The organism is Bradyrhizobium cosmicum, assembly GCF_032290525.1.
Classification (GTDB): domain Bacteria; phylum Pseudomonadota; class Alphaproteobacteria; order Rhizobiales; family Xanthobacteraceae; genus Bradyrhizobium; species Bradyrhizobium cosmicum_A.
Window position 1 is genome coordinate 215,598 of sequence record NZ_JASXTA010000005.1, and the last position, 16,274, is coordinate 231,871.

The 16,274-nt window shown below is 65.2% G+C and carries 19 protein-coding genes; 10 read left to right on the forward strand and 9 right to left on the reverse strand.

The window, feature by feature from the left end; all coding sequences use genetic code 11:
- Nucleotides 1–19: 19 nt before the first annotated feature.
- Together QSV46_RS11640 and QSV46_RS11645 are read left to right on the forward strand one after the other, a co-directional pair.
- Nucleotides 20–502: a tautomerase enzyme gene (locus QSV46_RS11640; RefSeq protein ID WP_314950438.1), complete on the forward strand. Its 483-nt coding sequence runs from the start codon at nt 20–22 to the stop codon at nt 500–502.
- A 37-nt stretch (nt 503–539) separates the two neighbouring features.
- Nucleotides 540–1,274, forward strand: a complete 735-nt coding sequence (locus QSV46_RS11645) for a crotonase/enoyl-CoA hydratase family protein (RefSeq protein WP_314950441.1) — start codon at nt 540–542, stop codon at nt 1,272–1,274.
- Nucleotides 1,275–1,286: 12 nt separating this feature from the next.
- On the opposite strand, the gene QSV46_RS11650 is transcribed toward QSV46_RS11645, so the two are convergent.
- Entirely contained in the window at nt 1,287–1,727 is a 441-nt protein-coding gene (locus QSV46_RS11650) for a DUF1810 domain-containing protein (protein ID WP_314950444.1), read from the reverse strand.
- Between the two features lie 190 nt (nt 1,728–1,917).
- Here QSV46_RS11650 and QSV46_RS11655 point away from each other — a divergent pair, with 190 nt between their 5' ends.
- On the forward strand, nt 1,918–2,868 hold the full coding sequence (locus tag QSV46_RS11655; RefSeq protein WP_314950446.1) for a DUF2778 domain-containing protein: 951 nt from the start codon (nt 1,918–1,920) through the stop codon (nt 2,866–2,868).
- Between the two features lie 65 nt (nt 2,869–2,933).
- On the forward strand, nt 2,934–3,191 hold the full coding sequence (locus QSV46_RS11660; protein WP_314950447.1) for a hypothetical protein: 258 nt from the start codon (nt 2,934–2,936) through the stop codon (nt 3,189–3,191).
- Between the two features lie 244 nt (nt 3,192–3,435).
- On the opposite strand, the gene QSV46_RS11665 is transcribed toward QSV46_RS11660, so the two are convergent.
- Both QSV46_RS11665 and QSV46_RS11670 read right to left on the reverse strand, forming a co-directional pair.
- Complete coding sequence (locus QSV46_RS11665; RefSeq protein ID WP_314950449.1) at nt 3,436–5,292, reverse strand: tannase/feruloyl esterase family alpha/beta hydrolase; 1,857 nt, start codon at nt 5,290–5,292, stop codon at nt 3,436–3,438.
- Between the two features lies 1 nt (nt 5,293).
- Nucleotides 5,294–5,542, reverse strand: coding sequence for a hypothetical protein (locus QSV46_RS11670; protein WP_314950452.1), 249 nt, complete (start codon nt 5,540–5,542; stop codon nt 5,294–5,296).
- A gap of 274 nt (nt 5,543–5,816) precedes the next feature.
- On the opposite strand from QSV46_RS11670, the gene QSV46_RS11675 reads away from it, so the two are divergent.
- Nucleotides 5,817–6,308 carry a MarR family winged helix-turn-helix transcriptional regulator gene (locus QSV46_RS11675; protein WP_314950454.1) on the forward strand — a complete coding sequence of 164 codons (492 nt, stop codon included), beginning with the start codon at nt 5,817–5,819 and terminating at the stop codon, nt 6,306–6,308.
- 140 nt (nt 6,309–6,448) lie between these two features.
- Nucleotides 6,449–7,540 (forward strand): substrate-binding domain-containing protein, encoded by a 1,092-nt coding sequence (locus QSV46_RS11680; RefSeq protein ID WP_314950458.1) that lies wholly within the window; start codon nt 6,449–6,451, stop codon nt 7,538–7,540.
- Between the two features lie 156 nt (nt 7,541–7,696).
- Here the strand turns inward: QSV46_RS11680 and QSV46_RS11685 are convergent, their stop codons facing one another.
- The 6 genes from QSV46_RS11685 to QSV46_RS11710 form a co-directional block, all read right to left on the reverse strand.
- On the reverse strand, nt 7,697–8,479 hold the full coding sequence (locus tag QSV46_RS11685) for an ABC transporter ATP-binding protein (protein WP_314950460.1): 783 nt from the start codon (nt 8,477–8,479) through the stop codon (nt 7,697–7,699).
- On the reverse strand, nt 8,467–9,522 hold the full coding sequence (locus tag QSV46_RS11690; RefSeq protein ID WP_314950462.1) for a dihydrodipicolinate synthase family protein: 1,056 nt from the start codon (nt 9,520–9,522) through the stop codon (nt 8,467–8,469). The genes QSV46_RS11685 and QSV46_RS11690 overlap by 13 nt, the downstream gene beginning before the upstream one ends.
- Before the next feature lie 6 nt (nt 9,523–9,528).
- Nucleotides 9,529–10,350, reverse strand: coding sequence for a GNAT family N-acetyltransferase (locus QSV46_RS11695; RefSeq protein ID WP_314950464.1), 822 nt, complete (start codon nt 10,348–10,350; stop codon nt 9,529–9,531).
- Entirely contained in the window at nt 10,337–11,374 is a 1,038-nt protein-coding gene (locus QSV46_RS11700) for an NAD-dependent epimerase/dehydratase family protein (RefSeq protein WP_314950466.1), read from the reverse strand. Before QSV46_RS11700 ends, QSV46_RS11695 begins: the two co-directional genes overlap by 14 nt.
- 18 nt (nt 11,375–11,392) lie before the next feature.
- Entirely contained in the window at nt 11,393–12,163 is a 771-nt protein-coding gene (locus tag QSV46_RS11705; RefSeq protein WP_314950468.1) for an ABC transporter permease, read from the reverse strand.
- Nucleotides 12,164–12,247: 84 nt separating this feature from the next.
- Nucleotides 12,248–12,895 (reverse strand): TetR/AcrR family transcriptional regulator, encoded by a 648-nt coding sequence (locus QSV46_RS11710; protein WP_314950470.1) that lies wholly within the window; start codon nt 12,893–12,895, stop codon nt 12,248–12,250.
- A 101-nt stretch (nt 12,896–12,996) separates the two neighbouring features.
- Here QSV46_RS11710 and QSV46_RS11715 point away from each other — a divergent pair, with 101 nt between their 5' ends.
- From QSV46_RS11715 to minE, 4 genes are all read left to right on the forward strand, one after another.
- Nucleotides 12,997–14,001, forward strand: a complete 1,005-nt coding sequence (locus tag QSV46_RS11715; RefSeq protein WP_314950472.1) for an ABC transporter substrate-binding protein — start codon at nt 12,997–12,999, stop codon at nt 13,999–14,001.
- Nucleotides 14,002–14,296: 295 nt separating this feature from the next.
- Nucleotides 14,297–14,995, forward strand: coding sequence for a septum site-determining protein MinC (gene minC / locus QSV46_RS11720; RefSeq protein WP_314950474.1), 699 nt, complete (start codon nt 14,297–14,299; stop codon nt 14,993–14,995).
- Nucleotides 14,996–15,014: 19 nt separating this feature from the next.
- On the forward strand, nt 15,015–15,830 hold the full coding sequence (gene minD / locus QSV46_RS11725) for a septum site-determining protein MinD (RefSeq protein WP_314950476.1): 816 nt from the start codon (nt 15,015–15,017) through the stop codon (nt 15,828–15,830).
- Nucleotides 15,827–16,108 carry a cell division topological specificity factor MinE gene (gene minE, locus QSV46_RS11730; RefSeq protein WP_314950478.1) on the forward strand — a complete coding sequence of 94 codons (282 nt, stop codon included), beginning with the start codon at nt 15,827–15,829 and terminating at the stop codon, nt 16,106–16,108. The genes minD and minE overlap by 4 nt, the downstream gene beginning before the upstream one ends.
- Nucleotides 16,109–16,274 lie beyond the last annotated feature (166 nt).

Here is a 16,274-nt window from a genome sequence, read left to right on the forward strand (position 1 = left end):
ATTCGTGGAAAGGGATACGTTGACGATCATCACCGTGACCGCACCGGCCGGCCGACTTGGCCTTGCGCAGCGCCGCCGCCTCGCCGAAAGCCTGACCGATGCCGTGCTCGAGCCCGAGATCGGCCAGCATGCGCCAGCGGCACGAATGGGCTTTCAGGTGCATTTCCATGACCTGCCGGCCGACCGCATGGCGATCGGCGGCCGGCTCCTGTCCGACCAGGAGACGCCGCGCGATGTCATGACCGTCAATATCGCGGTGATGCACGCCGCCTGGCCTGCCGAAGTGCGAGCGGAGGTGATCCGCAATGTGCTGGCGCGGCTTGCGGAGGCCTGCGGCATGCAGGCGCCTGCGCCGGCTTGGTGGGTCAATTTCGAGATCATCGAGGAGGGAAGCTGGGGATCGCGCGGCGGCGTGCTCTCGATCCTGCAGCTCCTGGACTCCGGCGTGTTCACGCCGGTGCGGATCGAAGCCATCCGCGCGGCAATTCAGCCGCCGACCTGATTTACCGACACCGACCGACCAATCCGGAGGGAGCCAAATGAGCGAAGGTCAGATCCGCACCGAAGCGCACGGCGATGTCTTCAAGATCGTCATCGACAACGCCGCGAAGAAGAACGCGTTCACGCCGCCTATGATGGAGCAATTGTCCGATGCACTGACTGAGCTGCACGACAACGAGGCCTATCGCGCCGGCGTGATTTGCGCCGAGGGCAGGGATTTCACGGCCGGTCTCGACATGCCGAAATTCTTCGGTCCGACTGCGGAAAAGCGTAACATCACGGAAGGCAATGTAGATCCGTTCGGCCTTGCCAAGCGGTGCCGCAAGCCGGTCATTACCGCCGTGCAAGGCATCGTGTTCACGATCGGCATCGAGCTGATGCTCGCCGGCGAGGCCAAGCGCGGCATCGCGCCGCTTGGTGGTGCGCATTTCCGCTTCCTCTCGCGCGCCGGCTGGGGCGATGCGATGTACCATTTGTTTCTGTGCGACGAGTTTTCCGCCGAGCGCGCCCACGCGATCGGCCTCGTCCAGGAGGTCGTGCCGCCGGGAGAGCAGGTCGAGCGGGCAATGGCGCTCGCCGCCATCATCGCGCGCAACGCGCCGCTGGGCATCCAGGTCACCAAGGAAGCCGCGTCGAAATACATCGAAAGCGGCGAGGCGGCGGCGATCGCCTGTATCCCAACAATCCGCGATCGCGTGCTCGGCAGCGCCGACGCGAAGGAAGGTATTCAGTCCTTCATCGAACGTCGTGCGGCCGTCTTCCAGGGCCGCTGATCGCACGCGCGTCTAGACTAGCCGCCGATCCAGCCTGTCGAGGATCTCCAGCGTGGCGCCGTCGCGTTCGCCTGCGAAATATCGGGCGAGCGCCTCGCCGAAAACGGGCTCGTCGGAGACCGCGCCGAACAGCGTCATCGACGAGCGGAATTTGGCGTCGTCAGGCGCGCCGAGGATGGCGTTGATGGTCCGCCCCTCGACCGCGAGCACGAGGCGGGTGCATTCGATCAGACGCGGGCCGAGGACGGGGTGGGCGAGGTAGGCCCTGGCCTCCGCGCGGGAGCCGATGGCGTAGCGCTGCGACATCGCGCTGAGGCCGAGGCCGGCGATTTGCGGGAAGACGAACCACATCCAGTGGCTCTGCTTCCGTCCGCGGGTCAGCTCGCCCTGAACGTCGCGAAAAACCTGATTTTGGGCCGGGACGAACCGGTCTAGGTCGAAAGGATCGGTCATTGGATACCCCCGGGGGTGCCTAACTGGCCGTGATTATGCCTAACTTTTGGCTCCCAATGTGGTAGCTGGTATAGAGTCTCCGGGTGGGGGTGGGTCCCCCGGGGGTCGATTTGGGGATCTGATGGTTTCCGACGCCGCACACGCCGAGAGGCTGTTGTCGCGCCGCCGTATCGGGCGAGCGGAAACGATATTGCTGTCGTTGGGCGCTCTCGCGCTGGCGGTGGGCGCGGCCGCTTGGGTCGCGGATATGGGTGATTCGACCCCGTTGGTCACCGCCGCACTTCCCCCCGCCAATGCCCCTTCGTTCGACGACCGTTTCGCCTCGCTGTCCAGCAATCAGCCCGCCCGCGACGCCGGCCTGCGGGGACTGGAGCGATCCGCCATGAGCGCGGTCCAGCTCAAGCTGCGTGACGCCAGGGCGATGCTCGCCCAGAAGCTCCAGGGCGACGACTGGCGTTCGACCCTGACCGAGGACGATCGGCATGTGGTTGACGAGAGGAGGCCGTCGCAGCGCGCCGACGCCGTCCCGATCCCGCGCTCGCGCCCGACCCAGGCGGACATCGCCGCCCAGATCGCCTCCAGCCAAGCCTATGCGGAGACCAACCCCAGGGTCGATAACCGCAACTTCTTCGAAAAATTCACCGACAAGATCAAGCTGGCCTCGCTGACGCCCGACAGCGGCCTGTTCGGCAAGGCGCCGGACCTTGCCGCGCTCGGCTACGATTCGCGCACGGCGGTCTACGACATCAAGGCCAAGGCACTTTACCTGCCGAGCGGCGTCGCGCTGGAAGCCCATTCGGGCATGGGCGCGCTGATGGACGACCCCGACCACGTCGACCAGCGCATGGTCGGCGCGACCCCGCCTGCGATCTACGACCTGAAGCCGCGCGAAAAGCTGTTCCACGGCGTCCGCGCGCTGCGTCTGACGCCGACCGAGGGCACCAGCGCGCTCGGCCGCGTCGGCCTGCTCACCCACAATTACATGCTCGGGCCGCGCGGCGATTCCAACGGCTGCGTCTCGATCAAGGACTATGATCGCTTCCTCAAGGCCTGGGACAACGGCGAGTTCAACCGCCTGGTCGTGGTGCCGAGCCTGAGCGGACCGGCGACCGCCTCGCAGCGCGCGAGCACCAATTCCTGATATTGCCTGCTGCGGCGGGGCTGCCGTTTCCCCTTCGTTAAGCCGTCCTCGTCCAGAAGCAGCCCATGAGTGATCCCCAAAGCTCCGACACCCCGCTGCGTACCACGTTCAAGATCAAGCTGAACGGTGACACGCTGGCGATCGCGACCGTCGGCCAGGCCTATCAATTCCTCACCAACTTCAAGTCGGTCGAGTGGATGGAATTCCGCTCGCTGCATGAAGACGCGGTCGCGGCGCTCGAAGGCGCCGCCGACAACGCCATGCTCGCAGTGCAGGCGACCAACGCCGTGCGCGCGCTGTTCGTGAGCGCGAAGCTGCTCTAAGGGGCGTTCTTAGTGGCGTATCCGCGCGTGCAGATGCGAGTTGCAGTAACGCGCCATCACCCATGCTCCGTCATTGCGAGCGCAGCGAAGCAATCCAGGCTGTCTCCGCGGAAAGACTCTGGATTGCTTCGCTGCGCTCGCAATGACGAAATTGGGGGGGGCGATCGTGCGCACTCTTACGCCTGCGGCGCGCGGCGGAAGCGCGCGCCGCGCTTGTTGAGCTCGTTAGCGAGCCTGCACGTGATCAGTGCCTGTGGTCGCCGCGCCCGTCGTCGTCATCGTGGAAGTCGTGGTCGCCGCCCGGCCTGAAGCCGGGGTCGATGCAGGCAAAACTGCCGGCGTCGTTGGTCATGCCGCTGCCCTTGTAGGCTGCAATCTTCGGATAGACGCAGAGTGGCCTGGTACCGCCGGTCGGGAAGTTCATGGCAATGCGCGGATCGAAAAGCCCGCCGGCCGGATAGGGCGAGGTCGCATTGGTGTTGGCCGCGACGATGCGTTCCGGCGCGATGCCTTTCTCGACCCAATCCGTGATGGCCTTGAGCTCATTCCCGGCGAAGCTCGCGGTGGCCGCGCCGCCGCCGCAATGGGCCATGTTCGGCACCATGAACAGCCGCGCGAAATCGGTCGCGCGCCCGCTCATGTGCCTGTCCATGTTGCGATACCAGCGGGCGATCGCAGCGCCCGAGAAAATGCCGTCGTTGACGGAGGAGGAGATGATCAGCTTGCCGCCGCGCGCCCTGAACGGACGCAAATCGGTCGAGACCGCGGCCATGAAGTCCATGCTGCTTTCGGGATAGGCCGCCGTCCTGGTGAAGATCTTCGGCGCGTCGGTGTCGAAGTTGAAGCGGAAGACGAAGGCCTCCTGACCATTGGGCCCGTTGACCGGCGTGACGACGGGTGGCGTCTGGAAGATCATCGGAATCGCGCCCGCGCCGAGCGTCAGGTTGATGGCGGTGTTGACACCAGGCACCGGCGCGGTGACGACGTTCCAGAGTTGCCAGCCCGCGCCCGGCGCGGTGGGTGGCGTCCAGATGCCGGCATCCCAGAACCAGTTCGAATAGAGCCGCTCGCCTTTCGAGTTGACCGGCCCGGCATAGATCTTCTTTAGCGCGTTGACCTGCGCGGCGGTCAGGCAGGTGCCGCCATGCGGCGTGCTGCCGTGCGAGCCGGTGCCGCATGTGTAGCGCGCGAGCGCCGGATAGACCTTCTTGGCGGTGCAGGCGTGATAATTGTCGACGATGCCGTCAACGAGCCCATCGAGCGCGTCGCAGGCGCTCAGGATCGCGGCCGAGGCCACCTGGAGATCCTGCGCGGGAAACGTGTCGGGAATGAAGGGTTGTCCGTTGACGTCCTTGCTGGTTGAAAGGGTGCCGAGCACCTGCTCGTTCCAGGCTTCGGCGAGGCCCGCCTGCGGCAGGTTGAAGCCGGGATTTTGCGAGATCACGCCGTCGAACAGCCAGGGAAAGCGCTGCGACGCCATCATGGCGTCGCGTCCGCCGTTCGAGCAGCCCATGATGTACGAATAGACGGTGTCGAGGCCGTAGAAATAAGAGATGATCTGCTTGGAGATCGTCGCGGTCTTCTCGATGCCGTTGTAGCCGTAGTCCCTGCGCGCCTGGGCGTCGACCGCGAAATGCGCCGAGCCGCCGGCATTGACGTCGTCGTCCTGATGGCCGCCAACGACGTTGGCGGCGCTGTCTTCGTGACCGCCGTCATCGGCGGCCACGGCCCAGCCCTGGCCGAGCTCGACGCCGGCCGCGCCTTGCGGGTCTGCATTGAGGCTGCCGTCGGTGCCGCCGCCACCCATCATCTCGAAACGGCCGTGCCAGGTGTTGGGCAGGTTGAGCGCGAAGCCGATCCCGTAGGTGAAGTGATCGGGGTCCTGCGTCGACACCCGCTTGTTGATGATGCCGATCACGTTGCAATAACCCGATTTCTGGGTCGCGCTCAGGATTTGCGTGTTCGGCAGGGTGAGCCCCGTGAGGGCGGTACACGACGCGCGCGGCGCGACGCCGCTCGGTGGCAGCCCGTGCGCAGCGGCCTGGGCCCCGAGAGACGCCCACGTGGCGACGATCGTCGACGCGAGGAAAAATCGTTTCATGTCATGCCCTCCCAGTTTCATCATTGATGATCGAACGAAAACGCCGGACGTGCCGCCGGCCGGCGAGACGTTGGGCGGCGGGATTCATTTGCAGGATCGATGTCGGGAGAAATGCGCGCGCGTCCGCGATCAGCGGCAACGCAGCTTCGGCTGCGTGCAAAACCATGGCGCCGCGATGCGATGTGGCATGCGGAATGGCGCCCACCCCCTGACGACGACACAGACGTTCGCTCCCCTTGAACCCGCTCACGTGACGGCGGGCTCGCACGATCCTAAGGGAAGCGATGTTGCCGTGTCAACATGACGCATTACGCGATATTGCCGTGCAACCTGTCGTAGAAGCTATGCGCGCGAGACCAGATTCCAGCCGGCTTCTCGATCCAGCGAGGTTGCGTTAGACTCGGCGTCCGAATCCTCAAACCGGCCGGAAGCACCGCGACCGGCTTCGCGAAAGATGCGCGTCGATGCAGCCAGGCAAGGCACGGGTCAGGAAACGGATCGCGCGGCCGCCGCGGGCGGCAGGCGTGACAAAGCCGTCACGATCGGCGCCGCGCCCGGTATCCGGCGCGAAGACGGCCAAGGTGAAACCGCTTGCCCTCGGGGACCTCTCGCAGCTGCTGGGCTACAGCATTCGGCGGGCGCAGCTCTGGGTGTTCAAAGAATTCAGCCGGCAATTGGCGGTCTTCGAAATCAGTCCCGCACAGTTTTCGGTGCTCTGCGTGATCGATGCCAATCCTGGCGTCAACCAGCTTGCCGTCGCGCAGCTGTTGTCGATCGAGCGGGCCGGGCTCGGCAGGCTGGTCGACCATCTGGAAGGCCGGGGCCTGGTGCGGCGCACTGCGTCGGCGATCAACCGCCGCTACTACGTGCTTTATTTGACCGAAGCCGGCACGGCGCTGCTGGGCCGGCTGAGGCTGGCGGCCGCCGAAAGTGACAGGGCGCTCGCGGCCAAGGTTGGACCGCGCGCCTACAAGGACTTGCAGCGTGCGCTGTCGATCTTTGTCGAGGACGCCTGAACGATCCACGGCGGCCCTGATTTGACGGGCCGCTCCTCCTTTATCATGGGTTGAACTGCCTGGCAGGAACGGGCAAACGGTCCGCGAAGAGCGTGGCATGCGCCACCGATTTCAAGCCTGACTGAGAGGGAGACCCCACCATGAAACGCCGTACATTCCTCAAGGGCGGGGCGGTCGCCGGCGCGACGACGCTGGTTGCTGCACCCGCGATCGCGCAAGGCGCTCCCGAGATCAAATGGCGCCTGACCTCGAGCTTCCCGAAGTCGCTCGACACCATCTATGGCACGGCACAGACCTTTGCGAAGTATGTTGCCGAGGCCACCGACAACAAGTTTCAGATCCAGACGTTTGCGGCCGGCGAGCTCGTCCCCGGTCTGCAGGCGCTCGATGCCGTCAGCACAGCCTCTGTCGACATGGCGCAGACCCCGCTCTATTTCTACATCGGCAAGGAGCCGGCACTGGCCTACGCCACCGGCGCGCCATTCGGCATGAACCATCGGCATCAGGAATCCTGGTGGCATTTCGGCGGCGGCGCCGATCTCACCAACGAAGCGCTGAAGCCGTTCAAGGCGCATGCGATCCTCTGCGGCAATTCCGGCACCCAGATGGGCGGCTGGTTCCGCAAGGAGATCAAGACGGTCGACGATCTCAAGGGCCTCAAATTCCGCATCGCCGGCATGGGCGGCCATGTGCTGGCAAGGCTCGGCGTGGTGCCGCAACAGATTGCAGGCGGCGACATCTATCCGGCGTTGGAGAAGGGCACGATCGACGCAGTTGAATTCGTCGGTCCCTATGACGACGAGAAGCTCGGTTTCCAGAAAGTGGCTAAATACTACTACTTCCCCGGCTGGTGGGAAGGCGGTGCCATGCTGCACATGATCGTCAATGACGAGAAGTGGGCGAGCCTGCCGAAGCAGTACCAGGCGATCGTCAATCAGGCCGCGTCCGCTGCGGGCGCCTGGATGCTCGAGAAATACGACAGCGTGAATCCGGCGGCGCTGAAGCGATTGATCGCCAATGGCGCGGAGCTGAAGGCGTTCCCGCAGCCGGTGCTGGAGGCCTGCTACACGGCGACCCAGGACCATCTCAACGAACTCGCCGCCAAGAGCGAGCTGTTCAAGCGGACCAAGGACAGCCACGACGCCTATATGAAGGAGCTGCTGTTCTACACGCAGATCGCGGAAAATTTCTACGACAACTATCTGCTCGGCAAGATGCGCAACAAGAGCTGAGTGTGAGAGGGGCGCAGTGCTTGCGCCGCGCCCGGCTTCGTAGCCCGGATGGAGTGAAGCGCAATCCGGGATCTCGCACGCCAACGGCACCGTCCCGGATTACGCTTCGCTCCATCCCGGGCTACGAACCGATCGTGCAGAACGAGCGTGGCCGTCTTAGGCCGCGCCCAAGCCCAGCTTCTCGTAGATCCGCCGCGCATAGGCGCCGAACGCATCCGTGGTCTTGAGCGGAAGATCGCGCGGGAAGGGCAGGTCGATCGGGAAGTAATCGGCCATTTTCGCAGGGCCGGCGGTCAGCACGGCGCAGTGCGAGGACAGGAACACCGCTTCCTGGATCGAGTGCGTGACGAAGACGATGGTCTTGCCGCTCTCGCGCCAGATCCGGAGCATCTCCAGATTCATCTGCTCGCGCGTCAGCGCATCGAGCGCGCCGAACGGCTCGTCCATCAGGATCAGCTTCGGATCGTGGATGAAGGCGCGCGCGATCGCGGTGCGCTGTTGCATGCCGCCCGAGAGCTGCTGCGGATATTTCTGCTCGTAGCCGGCAAGCCCGACGAGGCCCAGCAGATCGCGCGCCCGCTCGCGCGCGGCCTTGCTCGGCAGGCCGACGATCTCGGCCGGCAGCAGCACGTTGTCCAGGATGGTGCGCCACTTCAGCAGCAGCGCCTGCTGGAACACCATGCCGATGTCGCGGGTCGGATCGAACGGGCTTTTTGCGTTGCCGATTCTGACGGTGCCGCCGTCGGCGCCGTGCAGGCCGGCCAAGATCTTCATCACCGTGGTCTTGCCGCAGCCGGACGGACCCACGAGGGAGACCAGCTCGCCTTCCTGCACGTCCATCGTGACGTCGGACACCGCGAGAAACTCGGCGCCGCCGCTGCGATAGATTTTCCGGACGCCTTGCAGGCTGATGAACGGCTCGGAGCTCATGCCAGCCATTTGGTCAGGTTGTCGGCGACGAAGGAATCGTCGCTGAGGTCGGCATGCTCGCGGCAGACGCGGTCGATCTCGTCCTTCTGGCCGGGGCTGAGGCCCTCGTTCGGATCGAGGCACCACAAGCCCTGCATCAGGCCCTGGCGCCGCAAGATCTCGTGGCAGCCGGCGATGCAGCCGTGGAAATTATTGGCGACGTCGAAGAAGGCGCTGTTGCAATCGGTGACACGGGCATCGAGCGCGAGCAGGTCAGCCGGGACGGTGTCCTTGTGCCGCGCCGCCTTGCAGCGCTCGAACTGTTTGATGGCGCTGGCCGTCCACACCGACCAGTGGCCGAGCAGGCCGCCCCTAAAATAGGTGCGCGTGGTGACGCCGTTGTCGCGCAGATCGAACGGCAGCATCAGGTCGAGCAGGATGTGGTCGTCATTGCCGGTGTAGAGCGCGACGCGGTCGAGCGCGCCGGCGGCCGCGACGCCGCGCAGCACGTCGAGTGTCCGGTAGCGGTTGAACGGCGCGATCTTGATCGCGATGACATTGTCGATCGAGGCAAAGCGCTGCCAGAACCGGCTCGACAGGATGACGCCGCCGACGGCGGGCTGAAGATAAAAGCCGACCAGCGGGATCTCGGCGGCGACGGCCGTGCAGTGCGCGATGATTTCGTCCTCGGAGGCGTTTTTCATCGCGGCGAGGCTGAGCAGGCCCGCGTGGTAGCCGATGTCGCGCGCGGTGCGGGCCTCAGCGGTCGCCTGCCGGGTCGGGCCGGCAAGGCCGGCGACCATCGCCAGCGGACGCCTGGTCCAGCTTGCGGCGGTCTCGGCGGCGAGCTCGAGCACCGGACGATAGAGGCCGACGTCGCGGATCGCGAATTGGGTGGTGTGCACCCCAACGGCAAGGCCGCCTGAGCCGGCGTCGATGTAATAGCGCGTCAGCGCCCGCTGATGCTTTTTGTCAAGCTGGCGCTCGGCGGTAAGCGCGAGCGGATGCGCCGGCAGCACGGCGCCCTCACTGATCAGCTTGCGGATATCGGCGTTGATCTGGCTGTGGTGCATGATGTCCTATCCGAATTCAGGGCCGGCGACGGCGAATGGCATTTCCTCAGCCATGGCAGTGGCGGGGCCGAACCGCATGCGCTGGAAGGGGCGTTCGATGGTCCAGCCTGAAACGGTCAATCCCTCCAGGAACGCGGCTTGCGATACGATGGCATCGATCAGAAGCGGGCCGGTTTCGGATCGCGCGATCGTATCGACCAGGGCCAGCGCTGCTGCGGCATGATCGGAAAACAACGGACCGATATGGCGAGCGGTCCGGCCGTCGCGAACCAGCGCGATGGCTCCATTCGCGGAGACGATACGCGAGCCGGAGCGCTGTGCGATGGCGGAGAGGAGGGCGGTCCGGTCAAAACCGGTGCCCCGCCGGTCCCGCGCACGTAGCGCATCGATGGTTGCGGATGAAGATGGGGGCGCCTCGGCGCGCGCGGGTCTCACCAGCTTCAGCCGCTGCAATTGCAGGGTCGACGTGAATCCGAGCGGCCCGTAGACGGCAGCGCCGTCCGGCGTGGCGTCGAGCCAGCTCGTCAGTCCGTTCTTGCGCGCCGTTTCCAGGCAGGCATCGACGAGGCGCGTGGCAAGGCCGCGGCGGCGATGCGTCGCCGACACCAGCACCATGCTGATCCAGGCGTTGTTGCCGGAGTAGGGCAGCAAAGCAGCTGTCGCGACCAGCCGCGCGCCGTCACGGATGCCGAATACGACACCTTCGTGCAGGAAGACGCGCCAATCCTCCTCGGTCTGGTTCCAGCGCGCTTCCGTCGACAGTGCGAAGCCGCCGATCGCATCTTCGACGCCGAGCTTGATGATGGGCAGGCCGTCAGTAGCGACCATCGCGCACCTCGTATTTGGTGGGCTTGCCGAGGCTCGGCATGGCGCGGGAGACCCAGTCGGCGGTCCAGGCGATCAGCTGCTCGGTGTCGACGACGGGCAGGCCGAACAGCTCGACCGCTTGCGAGGTGTTTGTCAGCCACGCCGTCGGCTCTTCCTTGCCCGTCAGCACCGGCGCGCGGCCGAAGCGGGCGCCGAATTTCGCGGCGAGGTCGCGGACCGCCAGGATCTCATGGCCGCTGACATTGATCGGAGAGGTCGGCGCGGTGCAATGCGCCAGGCACCGCAGCGCCTGCGCGGAGGCATCGCCCTGCCAGATGAAATTGACGTGGCTGATGCTGACGTCGATCGGCGTGCCCGTGAGAACCTTTGTCGCGATGTCGTGCAGCACGCCGTAGCGCATGTCGATCGCGTAATTGAGGCGGAACAGCCGGCCCGGCGTCGAAAACTTGCGCGAGAAATACTCGAACATGCGCTCGCGGCCGACGCAGGACTGGGCGTATTCGCCGGGCGGGTTCGGTGCCATGTCCTCGGTCGCGCCTTTGCCCTCGACGGGGACGAAGGGATAGATGCAGCCGGTCGAGAACGCCACGATCCGCGACGACGGGAAGGCCTGTGCGACCAGCGCCGGCACATGCGCGTTCATCGCCCAGGTCAGCGACAGATCGCCCTCGGCGCCGAACTTGCGGCCGGCCATGAAGACGATGTTGGGCGCCTTCGGCAGCGCGTGAATGGCGGTCTCGTCCATCAGGTCGCAATTGACGGTTTCGACCCCGCGCACGAGGAGCCAGTCCTTGACACTGGGATCGCTGAAGCGGGCGACGCCGATCACGCGGCGATCCGGCACGGCGGCCGTCGCGAGCCCGGCCAGCGTCGGTCCCATCTTGCCGGCGACGCCGAGGATCATGATGTCGCCCTCGACTTTCCCGAGGTCGTCGATCAGCGCCTGCGTCGGCCGGCACAGGAGATCGTCGAGCGCTGCGATATCAGGGATCGTCTTCGGCAAATTGTGGCGGGTGAGCAGCATGGATCTGGTCCTTGGTCTTCAGGTCTGCCTGGCATCGCCGACCACGAACATGCGTTCGAGGACGAGAACCAGGCCGTACAGGGCGACGCCGAGCAGCGTGAGGAGCACGACGGCCATCACCATCGCCGGCGTGTCGAGCGACGACTGAACCTGGATCATGAGGTAGCCGAGCCCGCGCTCGGAGGCGATGAACTCGCCGACGATGGCGCCGGCGACCGCGAGAATGGCGCCGACCTTCATGCCGGAGAACACATAGGGCAGCGATCCCGGGAGCTGGATCTTGCGGAACAGCGTCCAGCGCGAGCCGCGCAGCGATTTGACGAGATCGAGCAGATCCGGCTCGACCTCGCGCAGGCCGCGTGCGGTGGTGAGGAGGATCGGGAAGAAGCAGATGCTGAACGCGATCAGGATGTTCGGCACGATGCCGTAGGAGAACCAGACGATGAAGAGCGGGCCGAGCGCGACCTTCGGGATCATGTTCAGCGTCACGAACAGCGGCAGCAGCACGAGGCTCAGCAGCGGTGCCCAGCTGAAGATCACGGCAAGCGCGACGCCGACGAAGGCGCCGAGCGCGAAGCCGCCAAGAATTTCGATCGCCGTCACCAGCGTATTGGCGCCCCAGGCATAACCTGCGGTTCCCAGCGTCTGCACCGTCGCCAGCGGGGAGGGCAGAATGAATTTCGGGACGTGGAAGGCGTCGACCGCGACCTGCCAGAGCACGAGCACGGCAAGATGCACGATCAGGATGATCGCAAAGCTGCGCGACGTGCGGGCTGCGTCTCCTGCCACCGGTTGCTCCCTGTTGTCGGCAGCGACGATGCCGCCGGGGTCGAGCCTAACCGGCCTTGCGGGAAGTTTCAACCATCTGGTTGATTACGGCCGGAGTGAATGCAAGACGAGATCGGCGACATGCCGGCGACGGGCGCGTCTTGCCGCCCGGCTCGACAGGTCCTTGCCGAAGATCGCCGACAGCGTCGGCGTGTTGGACAGATAGAAATAGCTGAGGCCGGCAATGGAGATATAAAGCTGGATCGGGTCGATCCCCTTGCGGAACATTCCGGCGCGCACGCCTTCGTGCAGGATGTGGGACACGCTCTTCACCAGCGGCGAATGCATCGCCTCCAGCCGGGTCGAACCGCGGACGTGACGCGCGCCGCCGCGGTTCTCGTCGTTCAGGAGCACGATGAAATCAGGGTTCGTCGCCAGATAATCGAACGAGGCCTCGATCAGCTTCCGGATCGCCTTTTCCGGCGGCAGGCCTTCGAGATTGAGCTGGCGCTCCTGTTCGCGGATATCGGCGTAAACCCATTCGAGCACGGCGAGATAGAGCGCGTCCTTGTCGCCGAAGTAGTGATAGACGAGCTGCTTGTTGACGCCGGCGCGCGTCGCGATCTCGTCGACGCGGGCGCCCGCAAAGCCGTGGCGGGCGAATTCCAGGCGCGCCGCGGTGAGCAGCTTCTTGCGGGTGGCGACGGGATCGCGCCGCTGCGGCACGGTGTCGCCAGATCGTTTTGCGGGCATTTCCAACCAAACAGTTGACAAGTGGAGGGCGGGCTTGTTGCATTGGTATCCTCACACGGGGAGAGCGACAAGCCGGGTCGCTGGCAATGAGGAGAGATGCAATGAAGCGTTTGCAGGCGGCTTTTTTGGCTCTGGCGATCGGCTTGCCGGCGGTGCCGGCGAGCGCGGGCGAGGCGGTCAACCTGATCCTGAACTGGACGCCGACCGCCGATCACTCGCCATTCTACTACGCCAAGGCGCAGGGCTGGTACGAGAAGGCCGGCATCGATCTCGCCATCGAGGTCGGCAAGGGCTCCGGCGTCTCCGCCGCCAAGGTCGGCGCCGGCGGCTCGCCGTTCGGCATCGCCGATCTCGCCACCATGCTGGTGGCGAAGAGCAAGGGCGCCGACGATGTTGCCCTGATGAGCATCTACGCCAACACCGGCCAGACCTTCTACTGGCTGAAGAGCCACGGCGTGAACGGCGTCAAGGATTTCCCGAACCACAAGATCGGCAACCCGCCGGGCGATGCCTCCCGCGTGATGTGGCCGGCCTTTGCCAAGGCGGCAGGCATCGCGCCGGATGCTGTCAGCTTCGTCAATATCGGGCCGACCGCGAAGATCGCGGCGTTGAAGAGCCATACGGTCGATATCATCAGCGACTTCTACAACGAGCACGATCTGAAGGTGATCGAGTTCGGTCCGGACCTTGGTTACGTCAACTGGAAGGACATCGGACTCAATCCGTACGGCAATTCGCTGATCGTCAACGGCGCCTATCTCCAGAAGAACCCGAAGCTGGTCGAGGAGTTCGTGCGCATCTCCCAGAGGGCCTTCGCGGCCTGCGTCGCCGACGCTGCGCCGTGCCTGAAAGCGCTGCTCGACCAGGTCTCCGGCCTCGACAAGGAGAACCAGGAGCGCCAGTGGGAGCGCATCAAATTCTTGATGACGGATGAGTTCACCACCACCAAGGCTCTCGGCTGGATCGACGGCGATCGGATGAAGAAGGACTATGAGCTGGTCCAGACCTATCTCGGCATGGAGAAGCCGTTCGATGTGACCACGGCATTCACGACGAAGATGCTGGACCCCGCCATCAAGGTGGATGCAAGCAAGGTGAAGAAGTAGGGGGGCGTCCGTCATTGCGAAGGGCACGTGCCGGATTCTGATCTCGTGCCCCGGACGCAGCGCAGCGCCTCTTCGGCGATGCGCTGCAGAGCCGGGGCCCATATCGGCCGAGAGCCGAGCCGTGTGGCCTGGGTCCCGGCTCTGCGCCGCAACGCTCACGCGTTGGGGGGCGTCCGGGTCACGCGTGCGGCGATACTGGGCCCACACCCACGTAACCCCACGGAGAAATTAACCAGCCATTAACCATATCGGCGGCATCGTTAACCATTCAATAACAGGGATCGAGTCGGCCGCTATGGAGGCTGCAGTAAAACCTCAACGCCAAATGGTTCGCCTGCGCGGGCGCTCTTACGTGGCCTTCGTGTTCGTGCCGACGGTTCCGATCCAGGACTGGCTGCAGGAAATCGACACAACCATCGCGCGCTCCCCCGGCTTCTTTGCCGGCCGGCCGGTGGTAATCGACCTGTCCTCGGTCGATCTCAGCCAGTCCGGCATCGGCCATCTGCTCACCAGCCTGCAGGACCGCAACATCCGTGTGCTCGGCATCGAGGGCGTGGAGGAGGACCGGCTGACCCCCACGATGCCGCCGCTGCTCTCGGGCGGGCGCAGCTGCGTGGTCGAGCCGAGTGCGCCCAAGAAGCCCGAGGCGAAGGCCGAGACCAAGCCGACCTCGCTGCTGCTCGACGCCCCCGTGCGCTCCGGCCAGACCGTGATCTTCCCCGAGGGCGACGTCACCATTTTGGGGTCGGTCGGCTCCGGCGCCGAGGTCGTCGCCGGCGGCTCCATCCACATTTACGGCGCGCTGCGCGGCCGCGCCATGGCGGGCGTGAACGGTCACACCAGCGCGCGCATCTATTGCCAGAAGATCGAGGCCGAACTGCTTGCAATCGATGGATTTTATCAGACCGCCGACGATATCGACGCCGCCTTGCGCGGCAAGCCGGCCCAGGCCTTTCTGCAGGGCGACACCATGCGAATTACCGCGCTGAACTGACCAGAAGGAGATATTCGAGATGGCCAAGGTACTGGTCGTGACATCAGGCAAGGGCGGGGTCGGCAAGACCACGACCACCGCCGCACTGGGGGCTGCGCTGGCGCAGCGCGGCGACAAGGTCGTCGTCGTCGATTTCGACGTCGGCCTGCGCAATTTGGACCTCGTGATGGGTGCCGAACGCCGCGTCGTGTTTGACCTCATCAACGTGGTGCAGGGGGTGGCAAAGCTGCCGCAGGCGCTGATCAAGGACAAGCGGCTGGAGAATCTCTGGCTGCTGCCGGCTTCGCAAACCCGCGACAAGGACGCGCTGACGGAAGAGGGCGTGGGCAAGGTCATCGCCGATCTGCGCAGCCGCTTCGACTGGGTGATCTGCGACAGCCCGGCCGGCATCGAGCGCGGCGCCTCCATGGCGATGCGCTTTGCCGACGAGGCCGTGATCGTCACCAATCCGGAAGTGTCCTCGGTGCGAGATTCCGACCGCATCATCGGCATGCTCGATTCCAAGACGGTGCGGGCCGAGACGGGCGAGCGTGTCGAGAAGCACATTCTCATCACCCGCTACGATCCCTCGCGTGCGGCGCGCGGCGAGATGCTGACCATCGATGACATCCTGGAAATCCTCGCAACACCCCTGCTCGGCATCATCCCCGAGAGCCAGGACGTGCTGCGCGCCTCCAACGTCGGCACGCCGGTGACGCTGGCGAATGCGGACGGCGCCCCGGCGCGGGCCTATATCGACGCGGCGCGGCGGCTGTGCGGCGATACTGTCGCCATGCAGGTGCCGACCGAGCGCAAGGGTTTCATGGATCGCCTGCTGCGACGGAGGGCTGCATGAGCATGGGTCTGCTTCGGCTTCTCCGCGGCAATAAGGCCTCGGCACCCGTCGCACGCGAACGGCTGCAGATCCTGCTTGCCCATGAACGCGGGCTGCGCGGCCAGCCCGATCTGCTCGGCGTGCTGCGTGAAGAAATTTTGGCCGTCGTCTCCAGGCACGTCACACTGGATCCGACCAAAGTTATCGTCCGGCTCGATCGCGGCGACGAGGTCTCGACCCTCGAGGTCGATATCGAGGTGCCCAACGATTTCGAGCGCAAGAAAGCGGCGGTCGCGTAGGGGGCGCGGCCGACGAGGTTTTGGGGTGGGTGAAAAGGCGGTCCGCCGGGCATGGCGGGCCGCCTTTATTTTTTAGGTCCCCGGGAGGAGACTGCCGATGTGATCGGCACTGAGCGGAACGGGCATAGCGACGAGATCGTTGTTCGGGAGCCGCGGAGCGCCGAGC